Raw genomic sequence first — 19589 nt, 5'->3', positions numbered from 1 at the left:
GGGCTAGTCTACCGGCCCCGCGCCGGATGCACAACCGGGCCGATCTCACCCCTTTCGCGGCGGCGGGGGCTGTGCCACTCTGCCCCAAAAGGGGAGGACAGGATGACCATCACAACCTGCGTTTTCGACGCCTATGGCACGCTTTTCGACGTCAGCGCCGCGGCGCGCCAAGCCGCGCAGGAGCCCGGCTCCGAGGCCTTGGCCGAGGCCTGGCCGAGGCTTGCCGCCGACTGGCGGGCGAAACAGCTGGAATACAGCTGGATGCGGGCGGTGACGGGCGCGCATGCCGATTTCTGGACCGTCACGCAGGACGGGCTCGACTGGGCGATGGAGGCCGCGGGTCTGAACGACGCGGGGCTGCGCGCGCGGCTGCTGGCGCTTTACTGGGAACTGGCCGCCTATCCCGAGGTGCCCGCCATGCTGACCCGGCTGAAGGCGGCGGGGATGAACACCGCGATCCTGTCCAACGGCTCACCCGAGATGCTGGAGGGCGCGGTCAGCTCCGCCGGGATCGGCGATCTGCTGGACGACGTGCTGTCGGTGGAAAGCGTGGGCGTATTCAAGCCGCACCCGTCGGTCTACGACCTGGTGAGGGCGCGCTTCGGCTGCGACAAGGCAGAGGTCCTGTTCGTGTCGTCGAACGGCTGGGATGCGGGCTGCGCGGCGGGCTACGGCTTCACCACCGCCTGGGTCAACCGCGCGGGACAGCCTGTAGACCGGCTGCCCTGGCGGCCGGCCCATGTGCTGAGCGACCTCACCGGCATCCCCGCGCTGGCAGAGGGGCTGTGATGCGGTTTTTCACCGCCTCCGACGGCGCGCGGCTGGCCTATCGCATCCGTGGCGAGGGACCGGCGCTGCTCTGCCTGTCTGGCCTGACCCGGACCATGGCCGATTTCGACTATCTCGCGCCGCATCTGGAGGAGGCGCGGATGATCTGCCTCGACAGCCGCGGCCGGGGGGCGAGCCAGTGGACGGGGGCCGAAACCTATACCGTGCCGCGCGAGGCTCGGGACGCGCTGGAACTGCTCGATCACCTCGGGATCGGGGCGGCGCCGATCCTGGGCACCTCGCGCGGGGGGCTGATCGGGATGCTGATCGCGGCCACGGCCCCGGAGCGGCTGACCGGGCTCTGCCTGAACGATGTCGGCCCGGTGGTGGAGCGCGCGGGGCTGGAGCGCATCGCCGACTATGTCGGCCGCAACCCGCGCGCCCGGACGCTGGAGCAGGCCGCCGCGGCCATGCCCCAAGTCATGGAGGGCTTCGCCAACGTGCCCGCCAACCGCTGGCGCGAAGAGGCCGCGAAGCATTACGTCCAGACCGCCGAGGGGTTGGAAATCACCTACGACCCGGCGCTGCGCGACGCCTTCCTCGCCGCCTATGACGCCGAGGCGCCCGACATGTGGCCGTGTTTCGACGCGCTGGCGGGCAAGCCCGTGGCGCTGATCCGCGGCGCCAATTCCGACCTGCTGTCGCCCGAGACCGCCGCCGAGATGCGCCGCCGCCGCCCCGACATGATCTTTGCCGAGGTGCCCGGCCGCGCGCATATCCCCTTCCTCGACGAGGTGGAAAGCCTCGCCGCCATCCGCGCCTTCCTGGAGAGACTGCCATGACCGAAGCCGTGAATATCGAGATGATCGAGGCCGCCGCCGAACGGCTTGCGGGGAACGCGCGTCGCACGCCGCTGCTGTCCTCGCCCTTCCTCGACGAGATCGCCGGGCGGCGGGTCCTGGTGAAGCCCGAATGCCTGCAGCACACCGGCTCGTTCAAGTTTCGCGGCGCGTGGTCGGCGGTCTCGGCCCTGCCCGAGGATCGTCGCGCGCGCGGCGTGATCGCCTTTTCCACCGGCAACCACGCGCAGGGCGTGGCCCGCGCCGCCCAGCGCCACGGCATCCCCGCCGTCATCGTCATGCCCGCCGACGCACCCAAGCTGAAGATCGCCAACACCCGCGCCATGGGCGCCGAGGTGGTGCTTTACGATCGCGTGGCCGGCGAGGACCGCGAGGCGATCGGCACAAAACTGGCGCAAGAGCGCGGCCTGACCCTGATCAAGCCCTATGACGAGCCGCTGGTGATCGCCGGCCAGGGCACGATCGGGCTGGAGATCGCCGAACAGGCCGCCGCGGAAGGCGTGACCGGGGGCGACGTGCTGATCTGCTGCGGCGGCGGCGGGCTGACCTCGGGCATAGCGCTGGCGCTGGAGGCACGCGCCCCGGGGCTGCGCCCGCGCACCGTCGAGCCGGAGGGTTTCGACGACACCGCGCGGTCGCTGGCCCAGGGACGGATAGCACGAAACGAACGGACATCGGGCTCCCTCTGCGATGCAATCCTGACGCCGCAACCCGGAAATATCACTTTTCCGATCATGTCGCGCCTCTGCGGCCCCGGCCTCGTCGTCACCGACGAGGAGGCGCAGCGCGCCATGGCGGCGGCCTTCAACCGGCTCAAGATCGTGCTGGAGCCGGGCGGCGCGGTGGCGCTGGCCGCGGCGCTGTTCCGCCCCGAGGCGGTCAGCGGCGACGCGGTGGTGGTTATCGCCTCGGGCGGCAATGTCGATGCCGGCGTCTACCGCGCCGCGCTGGAACGGTTCGGGGAGACGGCATGACGGCCTTCACCATCGCCACCTTCAACGCCAAGAACCTGATCGGCCCGGATCAGGAATTCTACCGCTTTGAGCAATACACCCCCGAGGAATACGCCTGGAAGCAGGACTGGCTGGCCGACCAGCTGGTGACGATGGACGCCGATATCGTGGGCTTTCAGGAGGTGTTCGAGGAAAAGCCGCTCTTGGAGGTGATCAAGGAGGCCGACGCGCGCGGCCTGGCGTCGAACTCCGCCACCCAGCCCGGCAGGGGCAAGCCCTACCGCCGCAAGGTGATCTTCCGCAAACTCGCCTATGAGCCCTATTCCGAGGCCGATCTCGCCTTCGCCCCCAACATCGCCGACGGGCCGCCGGGGCAGCGCCGCCCCGGCCTCGCCATCCTGTCGCGCCGGGGCTTTGCCGAGGACCCCGAAGTGGTGCAGGTGCTGGACGCGCCGCTGCGGATCCCCTTCGCCGAATTCGGCGGCGGCGACGCGGGGCATTTCACCCTCACCCGCCTGTCGCGCCCCATCCTCAAGGTGCGGGTGCCGGCGGGCAAGCGGCTGATCACCGTGTTCAACTGCCACCTGAAATCGAAGATGGGCGAGTTCATCCGCCCCGAGGGGGAGCCGTTCGCGCGCGAGATCGACCTGCTGCGCTACGATTCCGCCGGCCGGATGCTGGGCGCCCTGCGCGCGGCGCTGCGGCGCATGGCAGAGGCCTGGGTGCTGCGCAAGCTGGTGCTCGAGGAACTGGACAAGGGCCGCCCCGTCATCGTTCTGGGCGACATCAACGACGGCGAGAACGCCGTCTCGACCGAGATCGTCACCGGCGAGGCGCCCTTCATCAACTACGCCTGGATGGAGCGCCACAACGCCACCGCCCCCGACGACCGCTACACCGCGGAGGAGGCCGCGCAGATCCGCGACAGCGTCGAGCGCGTGCGCCTGCATTCGGCCGAGCAACTCTTCGTCCGCAAGAGCCTGCGCGACATGGTCTACACCACCGCCTATGGCGGGGCTTACGAGAGCTTCGACCAGATCCTGCTGTCGCGGCATTTCCACCCCGATTACGACAAGCGGATCGGGGACATGGAATATTTCAGCGCCTTCAACGACCACCTGACCGACGGCGCCCACCCCGAGGCGCCCTACAACAAGCTGGCCTCGGACCACGGACAGGTGATGGCGCATATCCGGATGCGGGACTGAGCCATGCGGATGCCCGGCGACATCGGCGGCATCGTGCTGCATTACCTCGACGAGGGCGATCCCGGGGGGGCGCCGCTGCTGTTCCTGCATGCGCTCGGCACCGATCTGCACCTGTGGGACGCGGTGCTGCCGCTGCTGCCGCCCGGCCTGCGGGTGATCCGGGTCGATCTGCGCGGGCACGGGCGGTCGCCCTGCCCGGCGGGCGAGTATTACATGGGCGACCTGGTGGGCGATGTCGCCGCCTTGCTCGACCGGCTGAAGGTGCGCGAGGCGATGGTGGTGGGCGTCTCTCTCGGCGGGATGATCGCACAGGGGCTGGCGGCCGAACGTCTCGATCAGGTGCGCGCGCTGGTGCTGTCGAACACCGCGACCAAGATCGGCACCTCGCAGATCTGGCGCGACCGTATGGAACAGCTGCGGGCGGGCGGCATGGCGGCGCTCGGCGCGGCGACGCTGGCGCGCTGGTTCCCGAGGCGCTTCCACGACGACCCGGCCTTTGCCGCGACGCGGGCGCGGCTGCTGTCCACCCCGGTCGAGGGCTATCTGGGCTGTTGCGCCGCCATCGCCGAGACCGACCTTTACGAAAGCACCGCCCGGCTGCGCCTGCCGACGCTGGCAATCGCGGGCAGCGAGGACGGCTCGACGCCGCCCGACATGGTGCGCGAAACCGCCGGGCTAATCCCTGGCTCGCGCTTTTGCCTGATCCGCGGCGCGGGCCACCTGCCCTGCGTGGACAGGCCGCGGGACTTCGCCGCGGCGCTGACCACCTTCCTGACGGAGACCGGCCATGTCTGAGCCTTCGCGCATCCTCCTGATCCACGGCGCCTGGGGCCGGGCCGACAGCTGGCGCGGCGTCGCGCGCCTGCTCGAACGCAGGGGCCATGAGGTCGCGGCGATCGACCTGCCCGGCCACGGCGACGACCCCACCCCGCCCGGGACGGTCCGGCTGGCCGATTACGCCGCCCGCATCGTCGCGGAGCTGGAAAAGGGCCCGCCCGCGCTGCTGGTCGGCCATTCCATGGGCGGCATGGCGATCTCCGCCGCGGCCGAACTGGCACCCGAGCGCATCCGCAAGCTGGTCTATCTCTGCGCCTTCCTGCCGCGCGACGGCGACAGCCTGCTGTCGCTGAAAAAGCGCGAGGCGCCCACCATCGGCGCGGCCGTGCGCCCCGGCCCGGAGAAGGGGACGACCGTTCTCGACCCCGAACTGGCGGTGGAATACCTCTGTCAGAACGCCAGCGGCGCGGCCAGGCGGCAGGTCCAGCAGGGGTTGGGGCCGCAATCGAACAAGGCCCAGACCGACCCCGTGCAGCTGACCGCGGCGCGCTTCGGCACGGTCCCCCGCGTCTACATCCTCTGCGAGGACGACCGCACCATCACACCCGAGTTGCAACGGACGATGGCCAGCGAGACGCCCTGCGACCAGATGCTCAGCCTGCCCGGCGGGCACCTGCCGCAGATCACCGCGCCCGCGGCCCTGGCCGAGATACTGGACAAGCTGTGAGACCGGGGCCCGGCCCCGGCGCGATGGGATTCATCCTGCTGACGCTGGTGATCGACGCGATGGGGATCGGACTGATCGTGCCGGTCCTGCCCGGCCTGATCCGCGACGTCACCGGCGGCACGCTGGCCGATGCCGCGCTGTGGGGCGGGGTTCTTTCGACCGCCTTCGCCGTGATGCAGTTCCTGTTCGGGCCGCTGACCGGCAACCTGTCGGACCGCTACGGGCGGCGGCCGGTCCTGCTGATCTCGATGGCGGTCATGGCGGCCGATTACCTGGTGATGGCACTGGCCGGGTCCATCTGGTGGCTGCTGGCCGGGCGCGTGGTGGGCGGCATCAGCGCGGCCACGCAATCCACCGCCACGGCCTTCGTCGCCGACATCTCGGCGCCCGCGGAGAAATCCGCGCGTTTCGGCCTCGTCGGCGCGGCCTTCGGCCTGGGCTTCGTCCTGGGGCCGGCGCTGGGCGGGCTGCTGGGACAACTGGGCCCGCGCGCGCCCTTTTACGCCGCGGCCTTGCTGGCGGGGGCGAATTTCGCGCTCGGCCTCGCCGTTCTGCCGGAGACGGTGAACGACCGCACCCGCCGCCGCTTCCGCCTGTCCCGCGCCAACCCGCTGGGCGCGTTGCGCCAGATGCGCGCGCTGCCCGGACTGGGGCGGCTGTTCGTGCTGGTCTTCCTCTACGACTTCGCCTTCATCGTCTATCCCGCGACATGGGCATTCTTCACCCAGGCGCGGTTCGGCTGGGCGCCGGCGATGGTGGGGCTGTCTCTGGCCGCCTTCGGCCTGTCCAGCGCGGCGGTGCAGGGCTGGCTGATCCGCCCGGTGCTCGCATCCTTCGGCGAGCGGCGGACGGTGCTGGCCGGACTCGGTTTCAGCCTGCTGGCCTTCGCCATCCTTTCCGGCATCGGGGACGGCGCGCTGGCGCTCGGCCTGATCCCGCTGGCGGCGCTGGGCTTCATGGCGACGCCGGCGCTGCAGGGGATGATGTCGCAGCGGGTGGGCGACGACGCGCAGGGCGCGCTGCAGGGCGCGGTGACCTCGACCAAGGCGCTGGCGGCGATCCTGTCGCCGCTGGTGATGACCGCCACCTTCAGCGCCTTCACCGCCCCGGGCGCGCCGCTGCAGCTGCCCGGCGCGCCGTTCCTGCTGGCCGCCCTTCTGATGCTGGTCTGCGCCGTGGTCTTCGCCGCCGAACCCGCCGCGCAGGACGCGCGCTGAGCCCTGTGCCCGCAGCACAAGGGGGCTTGCCCCGCCCTCCGGCCATGCCCAGACTGGCCGCAGAACAGGGAGGAACAGATGACACGAATCCGCGCCGCCGTGGCCCATGAATTCAACGCACCCCTGGTGATCGAAGAGGTGGAACTGCGCGCACCGCTGCACGGCGAGGTCGAGGTCACGCTGGAGGCCTGCGCGATCTGCCATTCCGACATCTCCTATGCCGAGGGCGGCTGGGGCGGCCCCCTTCCGGCGGTCTACGGCCACGAGGCGGCGGGGCGGATCAGCGCGCTCGGCGCGGGGGTCGCCGGCTACGCGGTCGGCGACACGGTGCTGGTGACGCTGCTGCGCGCCTGCGGCCAGTGCCTGCCCTGCGCAACCGGCCACCCGGCGATTTGCGCCACCTCGCACGACCCGGCAGAAGGCCCGCTCAGCCTGCCCGGCGGCGGCGCGCTGGCGCAGGGGCTGGACTGCGGCGCCTTCGCCGAGAGGGTCGTGGTCGACCGCAGCCAGATCGCCCCCATCCCGGCCGACATGCCGATGGAGGCCGCCTGCCTGCTGTCCTGCGGCGTCGTCACCGGCGTCGGCGCGGCGGTCAACACCGGCGGCGTGCGGCCCGGCCACAACGTGGTGGTGATCGGCGCCGGCGGCGTCGGGCTGAACGCGATCCAGGGCGCGCGGCTGGCGGGTGCGGCGCGCATCATCGCCGTGGACATGACCGAGGAGAAGCTGGCCGCGGCGCGCGAGTTCGGCGCGACCGACGGCATCCTCGCCACCGAGGCCAAGCCCTGGTCGGTCGCCCGCAAGATCACCGCCGGGCGCGGCGCCGATGCGGTCTTCGTCACCGTGGGCGCGATCCCGGCCTATGACACCGCCGCGCGCTATCTGACGAAGGGCGGCCGGCTGGTAATGGTGGGGATGCCACATTCAGGGCAGAAATCCAGCTATGAGCCCGTGATCACCGCCATCAGCGGTCAATCCTTCCTGGGCTCGTTCATGGGCGACACGGTGCTGGCGCGCGATATCCCCTGGATGGTGGACCTTTATCAACAGGGCCGGCTGAAGCTCGACGAGCTGATCTCGGGCCGCTGGCGGCTTGACCAGATCAACGAGGCCATCGCCGACACCAAATCCGGCGCCGCCCGACGCAACGTCATCCTGTTCTGAAAGCCCCCCGCGCCTGCCCCGCCAGGGGCGGGCACCGCGCATCAGCGCCAGACGTCCACCGTCACCATCTCGCCCTGCGCGCCGTAGCTGTAGACCGCGACATAGACCCTCACCCCGCCCCGCACGATCGCGCGCGCGGCCTCGGGGTCGATCCAGCCGCGCTGGATCATCCGCTCCATCGTCGCGCGGCGGCCCGGATCGGCGAAGAAAGGGTCCCATTCATCGCCCGCGTCGCGCAGGCCGAAGCGGTGGAAATTCGCGCGGTCCTGGCGCAGGATCTGCCACGGCGCCCACAGGCGCACGCCCTGCGAGTTGCGCAGGTCCGCCGGCCCGATATCGGCGATGTAGCTGCCCAGCAACTCCTGCGCCGAGGCGCCCGTGCTCAGCCCCGGCCCCAGACCCAGCACACAGAGGGCGGCAGCGGCTATTGTCGTTCTCATGCGCCCCCTCCGGGCCCTGGCGCGGCTCAGCCGGCGCCGTGCTTTCCCACATGCCAGCCGGTCGTGCCGGCTAGCCGTTCCTCGCCCTTCGAGCGCGGCAGGTCCTCCAGCGCCGAGCCCATGGAATCGTTCCAGCGGTTGAGATAGCCGAACAGCGCCACCACCCCCATGATCTCGACGATCGCTTCCGGCGGCCAGTGGTCGCGCAGCCGCGCGCCGATCTCGGGGGTCACGGCGTTGGGCACCTCGGTCGCGGCGCGGGCGAAGGCCAGGGCGGCCTTCTCGGCCTCGGTGAAATGCGCGCTGGCCTCGAAATCGAAGACATCGTTCAGCCGCGCCTGCGAGGCGCCGAAGCGTTCGGAGGCGAGAATCATGTGCGCCTGGCAATAGAGACAGCGCGAAGCGAAGCTGGAGACATAGCCGATCAGGCGCTTGAACTCGGGCGTCACCGTGCCGGTATCGGCCATCACCGCGATGTTGAGATCGGTGAAGGCGCGCGCGATGTCGGGGCGGTGGGCCATGGTGCGCACCGAGTTGGGGATCACCCCCAAGGGCCCCTTGAAGAACTGAACCGCCGCGCGCAGCTCAGGCTCCATCTGCTCTTCGCTCAGCGGATCGACCAGCGCCACGACCGCGCCCTCAATCGAAACTGGCGACCACGTCATACATGACGGGCTCGAAGCTTTTGCACAGGTCATTGATCCGGCGGTTGCGGGCGCGCATCTCGTCGCTGCGCAGCATGGCCTGGAAATCCTCGCGCCGGCGCCATTGCGAGTAGTTGGCGATGCGGGTCTGGGCGTCGTTGACATGCAGCCCCGCGCCGAGGAATCCGGGCTGTTTCGAGATGAACTGCTCATAGGCGTCCTGCAGCGCCTCCAGCAGGTCCTGGCAGGTGCCCGGCGTGGTCTCGAAGGTGGTGATGACGGTCTGAAGCTGGGCGTCTTGGGTGATGGTCGGCATCGCGGCCTCCTTGGGTTTCAGCCTGGCCGTGGGGCGCGGCGGAAATCCGGCCGCGCCCGTCGCGCGCGCCCCGCGTGCCGGGGCGCCCCCGGGCCTAGCGGACGACATGCACCGCGCAGGGCGCGTGGCGGACGACGCGCGCGGCGGTGGAGCCGAGGAAATAATCCTGCAGGCCGGGGCGGTGCGAGGCGATGACGATCAGGTCCATCCCCTTTTCCTCGGCATATTCGAGGATGGTGCGCCCGGCATGGCCGGTCACCACGTCGGCCTTCACGTCCCCGGCCCCGCCCAGCTCGGCCAGCAGCGCGGCGTGCACCTCTTCGCGGGCGCGGGCCTCCTGGTCGGCGGGAAGGTATTGCGAGACATAGGGGGGGATGGCCTCCATCACCGTGATCGCGGTGATCCTGCCCCCCTCGTCCAGCAATGCGCGCGCCACCGCCAGCGCCGCGCCACTCTTGGGGCCGTGGTCCAGCGCGATGGGGACGAGAATGTTCTTGTACATGGCAAACCTCCTTGTTGTCGGGGCGATGATGGCACGGCCCGCGATGCGCGACTTTGACACAGGTCAGGAAGCGATCAGCCCCCGCAGCTCCGCCGCCAGGGCCTCGATCTCGGCGCAGGCCGGGCCCTTGCGCGCCGCTTCCAGCACGCCCAGCCCCTGGCCCAGCGTCTCGGCATAGGTCACCCGGTTGGCCAGCGTCGCGGCGGCGAGGTGGGCCTCCATCCCGGCCGCGGCCTCGGCCACCTCCATGCCCAGCCGCGTGCCGGGGCGGGTCCGGTTGAGGACCAGCGCCGCCGGGCGGCTTTCGCGGCGGGCGAGGTCGAGCACGCCCTCGGTCGCCCAGAGATCGACATGCGAGCTTGCCACCGGCACCAGCACCAGCTGCGCCGCGCGCAGCGCCGGGCGCAGGTCGCTGTCGGCCTTGGGCGGGGTGTCGATCAGGACGATGTCATGGGCGCGCGCCAGCTTGCCCGTCTCGTAGCCCACGCCCCAGGCCGAGGCGGTGGAGAATTCCAGCCCGGGATCGCCCAGCCGCCCGGCCCGCGCCATGAACCAGCGCCCGAGGCTGCCCTGCGGATCGGTGTCCAGCAGCGCCACCGACAGCCCCGCCCGCGCGAAGGCCACGGCCAGGTTGGCGGCCAGCGTGGTCTTGCCCGAGCCGCCCTTCTGCTGAGCAATGGTGATGATGGTTCCGGTCATGGCCGCCTCCGCCCGTGTCTCGTTTCGCTGCAATGCAGCATAGCCGAAATTCGCCGGCGATGCAGCCGGATATCCGTCCCGCGGCCAGCGTTAACATCCTGTTAAGCCTGTTGCCGAAAAACTGGGCGCAAAGGAGGGACCGGATGCGAAACCACTCCCCTGCCCTGAGCCTGGCGCTGGCCCTGAGCCTGGCGCTGGCCCTGAGCCTGGCGCTGGCCCTGAGCCTGGCGCTGGCCCTGAGCCTCGCGCTGGCGCTGGCTGCGGGACCCGCCCAGCCCGGTCCCTGGCCGCGCGAGGCGGGCACGGAATTCCTGTCGCTTTCGCACAGCCTGACCGAGGATCGCGGCCAGCCCGGCCGCCCGGTCTCGGGCTACAGCACGCTCTATGCAGAATACGGGCTGGGCGCGGGGTTGACGCTGGGGCTCGATGCCGGGCGGGGCGACGGCCGCGGCGACTGGACCGCGGTGCTGTTCCTGCGCCGCGCGCTGGACGCCGGCCATGGCCGGCACCGCTTCGCCGCCGAACTGGGCCTCGGCGGCATGGGCGGCGCCGGCAAGGAGCCGCAGCCGCTGCTGCGCCCCGGCCTGAGCTGGGGCCGCGGTCTGGAGACCGTCTGGGGGCCCGGCTGGGCCAATCTGGACGGTTTCATCGTATGGGTGCCGGGCGCGGGAGAGGCCGCGCTCAAGGCCGATCTGACGCTGGGGCTGAAACCCGGCGCGGACCGCCTGTTCATCCTGCAGCTCCAGTCCGGCCACTATCCCGGCGCGGCGCCCTATCTGCGCCTCTCGCCCGCCTATGTGCGCCGCCTCGGACGGGACGGGCCGTTCCTGGAAATCGGGCTGAAGGCCGGGCTGGCCGGGGAGGAGACGCTGGGCCTGAAACTCGGCCTCTGGCGCAGTTTCTGAGCGCGGCGGCAGGGCTTTTTTCCTAGGCGGCGCGCGGCGCCTCGGCTAGGCTGGCGCCATGATCGCGCGCGCCGTTGCCCTTCTGCTGCTGTGCCTGCCGGCCCCCCTCGCCCGGGCCTCGTCGCCCTTTCACGCCACGCTGTCCCCGAACGCCGCGACCGTGCACGAGGCGCCCGCCGACGCCTCCTGCCTGCGCCCCGGCGCGCCGGCCACCAGTCCCGACGCCGCCGCCCTCGCGGCCCTGCTCGGCCGGATCGAGGATCTGGCGCCGCAGCCCGACCTGCTGATCGCCGCCTGGCATGGCTCGGGCGCCGCGCTGTGCCTGTCCGACGAGCCGATGGAGGCGCGCGGCTACTTCGAGCCGCTGAGCAACCGGATCGTCCTGCGCCGGGATCTGCCCGAGGGCGCGCGCTTCGCCATCCTCATCCACGAGCTGCGCCATGTAGAACAGCTCTCGCGCGGGTTCTGCCCCACGCCCGCCCTCGACATGCAGGAGGCCGCGCGACTGGTCTTCGGCATGGAGGCCGACGCCCAGGCGATTGCCACGCTCTATGCCTGGCAGCTGCGCGAGCGGGGCGACCCTTCGGCCTGGGACGCGCTGACCCGGATCGAGCATTACGAGGACATCACCGGGCGCTTCGCCGACGCCATGGCCGAGCAGGGCGACATCGGCATCGCCACGGCGCTGGCCTTCGACCAATGGTATCAGAACGACTGGCGCGTCGAGGCCTATTACATCTCCAGCTGCTCCGATCACCTCGACCGGCTGGAGGCGGAGAAGCGCCTGCCGGGCTATGAGACACTGCCCCAGGGCTTTTTCGCGCAGCTCTGCCACCTGCCCTCGGGCCGGCCCTACGACTGCGGCATCGCGGAACGCTTCCGCCGCTAGGGCGCCACGCCTGCCTGCCGCGGCGGCGGCAAAAGAGGCAATCGGCCGGAAAGCCCGTCTCGATCATCCGGCCGGTGGCTGAGGGCGGATGGCCGCGCCGCGCGCCGTTGCGGAACGGCACCACCCGCGGCACGTCCCCGCGGAGAGACCCGTCGAAATCCGGCGTGCAGCCCGGCTCGACCGGCCCGTCGGCGGCTTCGGAGTGGGGCTTGTTCACCGCCCCGGGATCGCGCCCTTCACGAACCAGCCCGCGGTGCGGCTGTCCGGCACGATGGCCCGCGGGACCTCAAGCATTTCCGGCGGCTCCAGCTCGCCGATGGTCGTCAGACCCGGCGCGGCGCGCATCGGCTGGAAACAAAAGGGCGGGCCCGGGCGCGCCTGCGGGCCCATTTGCCGGCGCCCCGGTGGCGAGGATGCGGCGGATCGCGGCCGGGCCAGCGCCGGTCTGCACCGTGACCGTGGGCCGCCCCCTGGGGATCTTCAGCTCCAATTCATCGGCGCCGGCCGTGCCGGACACAAACGCAATCGCCCGCACCGCGAGCGGAACGCGCTTGGCCCTTGTCCTCATGAAGATGTCCTCGACGGCAGGGCGCTCTGGGCAAATCCCGCCCCGCGCGCCATCATGGGCCCAAAGACCGGGCCCCGCCATGCCAAGCCGATCACCGATCCTCCCCACCGATGACGACGCGCGCGCGCTGGCCCGCGCCCTGCTGACGCGGGCGCAGAGTGCCGCGCTGGCGGTGATCGAGCCCGCCACCGGCGCCCCCTTCGTCACCCGCATCGCGCTGGGGCTGGCGCCCGACGGCGCGCCGGTGAGCCTGGTCTCCGACCTCGCCGCGCATACCGCCGCGCTGCGCGCGAACCCGGCCTGTTCGCTGCTGGTCGGCGACCCCGGTCCGAAGGGCGACCCGCTGACCCACCCGCGGCTGACGCTTCAGGCCCGGGCTGCGTTCGTTGCGCGCGGCACGCCCGGCCATGCCGCCCTGCGCGCGCATTACCTGGCCGGGCACCCCAAGGCGAAGCTCTACGCCGATTTCGCGGATTTCCACTTCCTGCGCTTCGCGGTCACGGCGGGCCATCTGAACGGCGGCTTCGGCCGGGCCTTCCGGCTGACCCCGGAGGAGCTGCTGGCGTAACGGGACCGCAACGGGCCCGCCCCGCAGGGCGGGACGGGCAAGAAAAACCCCTCAGACCGGGTTGTCCATCCGCGCCGTGACCTGCACCCGCCCGCGCACCGCCTCGGGCCAGTGCAGCGCGATTACCGTATTCGACGCGCCCTGCCCGGTCACCGCGTAGGGCGCGGCATGAACCAGCGCGTTCGCACCGTTGCGGATGCCGTTCTCGGGCACCACGGCGGCGGCGATCCGGGCCTGTCCGCCGAAGGGCAGGAACCCCGCGAAATCACAGTTCCAAACCGAGCTGTCAGTGTTGATGTCGAACTGCCGCGTCACCGGGTTGCTGATCACCTGATCCACCCCGTTGAAGCTGTTGCCCTCGACGACGACATTGCGCGCCCGGCTCATGTCGAGCCCGGCATAGGTGCTGTCCACCCGATCCACCCGCTGGATGTTGCTGATCGTGGATTTGAACACATTGCCCGAGATGTTCATCCCCTGGATGTAATGGCCCGCGCCCACCGGCTTGACCACGATCCAGCGGAACCAGTTCGCCACGTCGCTGGCCATGAAGATGTTCGACGTGATCGTCAGCCCGCCGAAGCTCAGCTCGTTGCCGTGGTCGGGGACCGGGTCGTGCTCGTTGCTCCACTCGATGAAATTGTTGTCGATGTAGTTGCCGGTGACCGTCGTCTTGACATTGGTCGAGGTCAGCACCAGCCCCGCCTGGCGCACCGCATTGCTTTCGCTGTCGCCCTGGAACCAGTGGTTGGACGAGATGATATGGCCGCTGCCGCCCAGCACCGCGAAATGCGCGAACATCACCACCCGGTTGTCGCGCAGCTTGACGTCGTTGGCGTTGCAGTTCAGCGCGATCGTGCTGCGGTCCTGCGAACGCATCGCCTGCTCGTTCGACAGGAACTGGCAGCGGTCCACCATCATCCCCTGGCAGCCGCGCCCGGGCGAGCTCAGCCCGCGATCCTTGGGGCTGGTGAAGAAACAGTCGCGGGCGTGAAAGATCAGGCCGTCCGGGGCCAGCATCACGCCGCTGGCGCGGCCGTTGCACTGGAACTCCACATCCGCCAGCACGAATTTGCTGAGCGATGCGAAGCCGCTGAAATCGAGGATGTATTTGAACCGCTTGAAGGTATAGGTCTGGGTGCCCACCGCGTCGAACAGCGGGCGGCTCAGCGTCAGCGTCCCCGCGCCCACGTTCTTCGAGGTGACATAGACCTCGCGGCCCACCCCCAGCCCCTCGACCAGCGCGCCCACGGGGATGTTGGCCACATTCGCCACCCCCGTCAGCTGCGTCGGGTTGGCGGTCGAATAGCTGGCCTGAGAACTCACCGTGTCGGTGTTCCAGCCGGTGCTGTCCAGCGCGTTGAACTGGCCGTTGCGGATCACCTGGCGGATGGCGTGGGTGGTCTTGTTGCCGACCACCGCCTGCACGTCGATCGGCGCGCCGAGGTCGATGCGGCGGCCCTTCATGTCCAGGCTGTCATGGTCGGAATAGTTGAACAGCGCCGCCAGCGCGCGCTTGAACCCCTCCAGCTCGTCGCCGAAGGCGTCGATATAGGCCGGCAGGTCGAAATTCCGGGTCAGCGTCAGCCGCCTGCCCGCCGGCATGCTGACCGTGCCCTCGAAGCGCACCGGGCTCTCGAAGGTGACGTGATCGGCCAGGTGATAGCTGCCGGCAGAGACCAGCACCGCGCGCCCGTTCGCCGCCGCGTCGGCCGCCTCGAAGGCGGCGCTGTCATCGGTCACGCCATCGCCCCTGGCGCCGTAGTCGCGCACATCGACCCAATCCATCAGCTTGCGGTGGAAAACCTCGGTCGCGTCCTCGACCACGATGTCGTCGATCCGCACCACGCCGCCGGTCGCACCGGTCAGGTTGAGGCCGACATGGGCGCCGGCCACCGCCGGGCTCCAGGCCATGTCCACGCCGCCGCGCAGCCCGGTGCCGAGGATCGCGCTCACCGTCACCACCTCGCCATAGGCGCTCAGCGTGACCTCGGGCCCGGTCTCGGCCAGCCCGGACACATGTGCGCCGCTGCCGTCCACCGGGTAGGCCGCGATGCGCACGCCGGGCAGGTTGCCGCTGACCGCCTTCACCCGGGCGGTGACCCGCAGGTAGCATCCGGGCAGGATCGGCGTCTCTCCCATCGCGCGCAGCTTCTGCGTGGCATCCGTTTTCAGAAGCTCAAGGCAGCCGCCGAAATCCGGGTCCGCCGGCACGATCGCGGCATTGGCCGCGCCCGCATAGGTCGCCGAGCCCGGCGTCCCGTTCTCGCTCGACCACAGATTCAGCCCGTCGCCGAATGCCGGCGGCATGAAGACGATCCCGTCGGTAATTGCCTTGTTCATCGAAACCCCTTTCCTGATGCGCGCCCGGCGCCCGGGCCGCCGCGCGCAGCCCGGTGGGGCGGGCGCCACGGCTCCGCTCGATTGTCAGCCACTCTGCATGGAGAGACCGGGGCAAGGGCCCGGCCGGTCATCAGGGCTAACAGGCAAAGGTGAAGCGCGGCTTAACCCTCAGACCGCAACAGGGCCGGGCGCGCCGCCCGTGAGGACCGCCCGCCCGGCATTCAGGATGGGAAGGAAGGAGTGGCGCCTGCGGCTCAGCCCGCCAGTTCGCCCGCGAGGCCCTTCTCGATCAGCGTCACGCTCTCGTCGATGCCGTAAAGCGCGATGAACCCGCCGAAGCGCGGCCCCTGGCTCGCGCCCAGCAGCACCTCGTAAAGTGCCTTGAACCAGTCGCGCAGCGGTTCGAACCCGTGCTCCTTGCCGACGGCGAAGACGAGGCTCTGCAACTCCTCGGCGTCGAGCCCGCCCTCCCAGGCCTTCAGCCGCGCCACGAGGTCCTCCATCGCCGCGCGCTCCTGGTCGGTGGGCAGACGGAACTGGCGCTCGGGAGCCACGAAATCGCGGAAATAGCGCACCGCAAATTCCGCCGCCTGGTCGAGATCGGGATGCGTCTCGGGGCTCGCCTCAGGCGCGTAGCGCTGGATGAAGCCCCACAGCCCGCTCTTGTCCGACGCGCCGGCCACCGAGGCCAGGTTCAGCAGCATCGCAAACGGCACCACCATCTTCGATTCCGGCGGGTTGCCGTTGTGGATGTGCCAGACCGGGTTGTTGATCCGCGCCGCCACGTCCTGATCGCGATAGGCCCGCAGCTGCTGGTGGTATTCGTCCACCGCCTTGGGGATCACGTCGAAATACAGCCGCTTGGCGGTCTTCGGCTTCTGGAACATGAAATAGGACAGGCTTTCCGACGAGGCATAGGTCAGCCATTCGTCGATCGAGATGCCGTTGCCCTTGGATTTCGAGATCTTCTCGCCGTTCTCATCGAGGAACAGCTCATAGACGAAATGCTCGGGCTTCCTGCCGCTGAGGATCTCGCAGATCCGATCGTAGATCGGGGTGTTGGTGGAATGGTCCTTGCCATACATCTCGAAATCGACGTCCAGCGCCGCCCAGCGCGCGCCGAAATCGGGCTTCCACTGGAATTTCACGTTGCCGCCGGTGACCGGCAACGTCCATTCCCGCCCGTCCTCGTCGTCGAAGGTCACGGTGCCGTCCTTGGCGTTGACCTCCTTCATCGGCACATAAAGCACCCGGCCGGTCTCGGGGTGGATCGGCAGGAAGATCGAATAGGTCTGGCGGCGCTCCTCGCGCAGGCTCTTCAGCATCACCGCCATGATCTCGTCGTAGCATTCGACGGCGCGCAGCAACACCTCGTCGAACTGGCCCGACTTGTAGAATTCGGTGGCCGAGTAGAACTCGTATTCGAACCCGAAGGTGTCGAGGAACCGGCGCAGCATCGCGTTGTTGTGCCCGCCGAAGCTGTCGAATTCCCCGAACGGGTCGGGGACCGAGGTCAGCGGCTTTTGCAGATGCTCGTGCAGCATCCCTGTGTTGGGCACGTTGTCGGGCACCTTGCGCATGCCGTCCATGTCGTCCGAGAAACAGATCAGACGGGTCGGGATGTCGCTGATCGCCTCGAAGGCGCGGCGGATCATCGTGGTGCGGGCGACCTCGCCGAAGGTGCCGATATGCGGCAGACCGCTCGGGCCGTAGCCGGTCTCGAACAGGACATAGCCCTTTTCCGGCGGCGCCTTTTCGTAGCGTTTCAGCAGCTTGCGCGCCTCTTCAAAGGGCCAGGCTTTCGAAGACATCGCGGCATCGCGCAGATCGGACATGACTGAAACGCTTTCAAACTGAGACCGCGGCCCCATGCCACGGCACCGCCGCTACCTATTGCCCCCCCGCCTCCGCGTCAATATTGTGCCCCCGTCCCCAGCCCCAGGAGGCCGATTTGTCCCAGTCGAAACTGCTCACCCCCCAGGACAGCCTGGTCGCGGTGATGATGGCCGTGTCCGCCTCGGACGAGAACATCCGCACGTCCGAGCTGATGACCATCCAGCGCATCGTGAACCACTTGCCGGTGTTCCACGATTACGACATCGACCGCATCAGCGTGATCGCGCAGACCGTCTTCGACCTGCTGGAGGAGGAGGACGGCCTCGACGCCCTCTTCGGCCTGGTGCGCGAAGCCCTGCCCGAGAAGCTCTACGAGACCGCCTATGCGATGGCCTGCGACGTGGCCGCCGCCGACGGCCATCTCTACGAGACCGAGCTGCGCCTGCTCGAAGAGATCCGCTACGAGCTGGACATCAGCCGCCTGAACGCCGCCGCCATCGAACGCGGCGCGCGGGCGCGGCACGCGACGCTGTAGCTCAGCCGCAATAGAGCGTCGCCCAGCGCTCCACCAGTTCCATCTGCATCGCGCGCGAGCGGCCGGTCCAGCTGCGGCTGCCCGCCGGGCGCTCGCGGTCCTCTGGACGGATATCGGCGCGCCGCGCGTTGTCGGCGGTGAAAATCGCGAAGGCCAGCTCCGTCCCGTCCGCGCCGGTGACATAGCCCGCCAGCGCCGAGACGAAGTTCAGCGTGCCGGTCTTGGCCCTGATCTTGACCGGGTGGCTTTTCAGCGCGCGACCCTGGTCGTCGCGCAGATAGACATCCTTCAGGATCGGCTTGAGCGGGCCGTCCGGGCCCACCCCCACCAGCGCGCGCACCATGTCGCCCGCGCTCATGCGCGAGCCCTCGCCCAGCCCCGAATGATCGACGAAATCGGCCTTGCGCGTGCCCAGACGCCCGGCCAGCCAGGCGCTCATCTCGCGGCCCGAGGCGGCAAGGCTCGTCACCTGCGCCCCCCTCGCAAGACTCGCGGTCAAACCCACCGCCTCGGCTGTGATATTGGTGGAGTATTTCAGCATCTCGCGCAGGACCTCGCGCAGCGGCGCGCTCTCCATCTCGGCCAGGACGGTCCCCTGCGGCAACGTCTGCGCGGCGGCCGGCCGGGCCAATTCGATCCCGTGCGACCGCGCCAGCGTCTGGAACACCTCGGCGGCGTAAAGCGCGGGCCGGCGCACCGGCAGCCAGCGCGCGCCGCCCTTGCCCAGCGCACCGCTGGCCACCGTCCAGTGGTCCACCTCGCCCTTCGAGGAATAGGTGTAGACTGGCAGATCCCGGCGCACGACCTCCATCTCGGCCACGCTGACGGCGGGGCGGTAGCGCTCGGCGCGCGCGTCCATGGTCACGGTGTAGCCGCCTGAGGCCTGCTGCCATTCGAAATGCACCCGGTTGAAATTCAGGTTCAGCCCCGAGATCGCCGGATTGTAGCCGACGTGAGCGGGCTGTCCGGGGTCGATTGCCGGAACCTCGGGCAGCGCGCCGGCATGATACAGGAACCGCCCCCTGACCGCATGCACCCCCGCCGCCTTCAGCTTGGCCGCCAGATCGCCCAGCATGTCGGTGTTCAGCGTCGGATCCCCGCCCCCCGCCAGCACCAGATCGCCCTTGAGCTCGCCGCCCACAACCGGCCCGGTGCCCAGCAGCCGCGTGCCGAAACGGTAATCGGCCCCCAGCGTCTCCAGCGCGTAAAGCGCGGTCATCGCCTTGGTCACGCTCGCTGGCGGCAGGCCCAGCAGCGGGTTGTGCGCCTCCAGCATCCGGCCGGTTGTCGCATCGGCCACGGCGAAGCCGACCTCGCCGCTCAGCCCCGCCCTGGCGATCAACTCGTCGGCGCCCGGCGCGGCCAGCTTGCGGTAATCGGCCGGGCGCGGCGCGGGCCGCAGCGAGACGGCCGGAGGGGCCGCCAGCGCGGCCTGCGCGCCACCGGCCATCAAGGCGCCCAGAAACCACCGGCGCGAGACGTTCTGAAAGCGGTTCGTCATGGCCGGAGTGAAGCAAATCGCCGCCCGCCCGGCAAGCGCCGTCGCGCCGCAATCGCCGCAAAGCGCCGGATCGGCCCAACGCAGCCCGATCCTCGGGGTCAGTGCCAACCCACCCCGCCACCAAGCGCCGAATCCGCAGGGTGGGTGCCACCCCGCCGCCTCCGCCGCA

General features: G+C 70.0%; 21 protein-coding genes. 12 read left to right on the top strand and 9 right to left on the bottom strand.

The window, feature by feature from the left end; translation table 11 throughout:
- Positions 1-102 precede the first annotated feature (102 nt).
- The 8 genes from KCI33_RS10685 (at position 103) to KCI33_RS10650 (ending at position 7674) form a co-directional block, all read left to right on the top strand.
- Positions 103-789: a haloacid dehalogenase type II gene (locus KCI33_RS10685; protein WP_212524776.1), complete on the top strand. Its 687-nt coding sequence runs from the start codon at positions 103-105 to the stop codon at positions 787-789.
- Complete coding sequence (locus KCI33_RS10680; RefSeq protein ID WP_212524775.1) at positions 786-1610, top strand: alpha/beta hydrolase; 825 nt, start codon at positions 786-788, stop codon at positions 1608-1610. Before KCI33_RS10685 ends, KCI33_RS10680 begins: the two co-directional genes overlap by 4 nt.
- On the top strand, positions 1607-2602 hold the full coding sequence (locus tag KCI33_RS10675) for a threonine/serine dehydratase (RefSeq protein ID WP_212524774.1): 996 nt from the start codon (positions 1607-1609) through the stop codon (positions 2600-2602). Before KCI33_RS10680 ends, KCI33_RS10675 begins: the two co-directional genes overlap by 4 nt.
- Complete coding sequence (locus KCI33_RS10670; protein ID WP_212524773.1) at positions 2599-3789, top strand: endonuclease/exonuclease/phosphatase family protein; 1191 nt, start codon at positions 2599-2601, stop codon at positions 3787-3789. Before KCI33_RS10675 ends, KCI33_RS10670 begins: the two co-directional genes overlap by 4 nt.
- A 3-nt stretch (positions 3790-3792) precedes the next feature.
- Positions 3793-4584 carry a 3-oxoadipate enol-lactonase gene (pcaD, locus tag KCI33_RS10665; RefSeq protein WP_212524772.1) on the top strand — a complete coding sequence of 264 codons (792 nt, stop codon included), beginning with the start codon at positions 3793-3795 and terminating at the stop codon, positions 4582-4584.
- On the top strand, positions 4577-5293 hold the full coding sequence (locus KCI33_RS10660; protein WP_212524771.1) for an alpha/beta hydrolase: 717 nt from the start codon (positions 4577-4579) through the stop codon (positions 5291-5293). Before pcaD ends, KCI33_RS10660 begins: the two co-directional genes overlap by 8 nt.
- Positions 5294-5316: 23 nt before the next feature.
- Entirely contained in the window at positions 5317-6510 is a 1194-nt protein-coding gene (locus KCI33_RS10655; protein ID WP_212524845.1) for an MFS transporter, read from the top strand.
- Between the two features lie 78 nt (positions 6511-6588).
- On the top strand, positions 6589-7674 hold the full coding sequence (locus KCI33_RS10650) for a Zn-dependent alcohol dehydrogenase (protein WP_212524770.1): 1086 nt from the start codon (positions 6589-6591) through the stop codon (positions 7672-7674).
- A 41-nt stretch (positions 7675-7715) separates the two neighbouring features.
- Here the strand turns inward: KCI33_RS10650 and KCI33_RS10645 are convergent, their stop codons facing one another.
- The 5 genes from KCI33_RS10645 to parA all read right to left on the bottom strand — a co-directional run bounded on the left by KCI33_RS10645 (position 7716) and on the right by parA (position 10275).
- The gene (locus tag KCI33_RS10645; protein ID WP_249139021.1) at positions 7716-8114 is read right to left on the bottom strand and encodes a hypothetical protein; all 399 of its coding nucleotides are present in this window, start codon (positions 8112-8114) and stop codon (positions 7716-7718) included.
- Between the two features lie 26 nt (positions 8115-8140).
- Positions 8141-8743 carry a carboxymuconolactone decarboxylase family protein gene (locus tag KCI33_RS10640; protein WP_212524769.1) on the bottom strand — a complete coding sequence of 201 codons (603 nt, stop codon included), beginning with the start codon at positions 8741-8743 and terminating at the stop codon, positions 8141-8143.
- A gap of 10 nt (positions 8744-8753) precedes the next feature.
- A complete protein-coding gene (locus tag KCI33_RS10635; RefSeq protein WP_212524768.1) occupies positions 8754-9074 on the bottom strand; it encodes an antibiotic biosynthesis monooxygenase family protein in 321 nt (106 codons plus the stop codon).
- A gap of 94 nt (positions 9075-9168) precedes the next feature.
- The gene (locus KCI33_RS10630; protein ID WP_212524767.1) at positions 9169-9576 is read right to left on the bottom strand and encodes a universal stress protein; all 408 of its coding nucleotides are present in this window, start codon (positions 9574-9576) and stop codon (positions 9169-9171) included.
- Between the two features lie 63 nt (positions 9577-9639).
- On the bottom strand, positions 9640-10275 hold the full coding sequence (parA, locus tag KCI33_RS10625) for a ParA family partition ATPase (protein ID WP_212524766.1): 636 nt from the start codon (positions 10273-10275) through the stop codon (positions 9640-9642).
- A gap of 143 nt (positions 10276-10418) precedes the next feature.
- Between parA and KCI33_RS10620 the strand changes: the two genes are divergently transcribed.
- Together KCI33_RS10620 and KCI33_RS10615 are read left to right on the top strand one after the other, a co-directional pair.
- The gene (locus tag KCI33_RS10620) at positions 10419-11180 is read left to right on the top strand and encodes a hypothetical protein (protein WP_212524765.1); all 762 of its coding nucleotides are present in this window, start codon (positions 10419-10421) and stop codon (positions 11178-11180) included.
- A 58-nt stretch (positions 11181-11238) separates the two neighbouring features.
- The gene (locus KCI33_RS10615) at positions 11239-12069 is read left to right on the top strand and encodes a DUF6782 family putative metallopeptidase (RefSeq protein WP_212524764.1); all 831 of its coding nucleotides are present in this window, start codon (positions 11239-11241) and stop codon (positions 12067-12069) included.
- A gap of 213 nt (positions 12070-12282) precedes the next feature.
- Here the strand turns inward: KCI33_RS10615 and KCI33_RS10610 are convergent, their stop codons facing one another.
- Positions 12283-12459: a hypothetical protein gene (locus tag KCI33_RS10610; RefSeq protein ID WP_212524763.1), complete on the bottom strand. Its 177-nt coding sequence runs from the start codon at positions 12457-12459 to the stop codon at positions 12283-12285.
- 257 nt (positions 12460-12716) lie between these two features.
- On the opposite strand from KCI33_RS10610, the gene KCI33_RS10605 reads away from it, so the two are divergent.
- Positions 12717-13205: a pyridoxamine 5'-phosphate oxidase family protein gene (locus KCI33_RS10605; RefSeq protein WP_212524762.1), complete on the top strand. Its 489-nt coding sequence runs from the start codon at positions 12717-12719 to the stop codon at positions 13203-13205.
- Positions 13206-13256: 51 nt separating this feature from the next.
- On the opposite strand, the gene KCI33_RS10600 is transcribed toward KCI33_RS10605, so the two are convergent.
- Positions 13257-15548: a glycosyl hydrolase family 28-related protein gene (locus tag KCI33_RS10600; RefSeq protein ID WP_212524761.1), complete on the bottom strand. Its 2292-nt coding sequence runs from the start codon at positions 15546-15548 to the stop codon at positions 13257-13259.
- 254 nt (positions 15549-15802) lie between these two features.
- Positions 15803-17383, bottom strand: coding sequence for a lysine--tRNA ligase (locus KCI33_RS10595; RefSeq protein ID WP_212524760.1), 1581 nt, complete (start codon positions 17381-17383; stop codon positions 15803-15805).
- Positions 17384-17499: 116 nt separating this feature from the next.
- Here KCI33_RS10595 and KCI33_RS10590 point away from each other — a divergent pair, with 116 nt between their 5' ends.
- Positions 17500-17919, top strand: a complete 420-nt coding sequence (locus tag KCI33_RS10590; RefSeq protein ID WP_212524759.1) for a tellurite resistance TerB family protein — start codon at positions 17500-17502, stop codon at positions 17917-17919.
- A gap of 1 nt (position 17920) precedes the next feature.
- Here the strand turns inward: KCI33_RS10590 and dacB are convergent, their stop codons facing one another.
- The gene (gene dacB / locus KCI33_RS10585) at positions 17921-19528 is read right to left on the bottom strand and encodes a D-alanyl-D-alanine carboxypeptidase/D-alanyl-D-alanine-endopeptidase (protein ID WP_349252202.1); all 1608 of its coding nucleotides are present in this window, start codon (positions 19526-19528) and stop codon (positions 17921-17923) included.
- Positions 19529-19589: the final 61 nt, after the last annotated feature.

Origin of the sequence: Actibacterium sp. MT2.3-13A, assembly GCF_018139985.1 — a bacterium.
Classification (GTDB): domain Bacteria; phylum Pseudomonadota; class Alphaproteobacteria; order Rhodobacterales; family Rhodobacteraceae; genus JAGSOU01.
The sequence above is the reverse complement of the archived record's forward strand: the minus strand, read 5'-3'. Positions and strand labels throughout refer to the sequence as shown.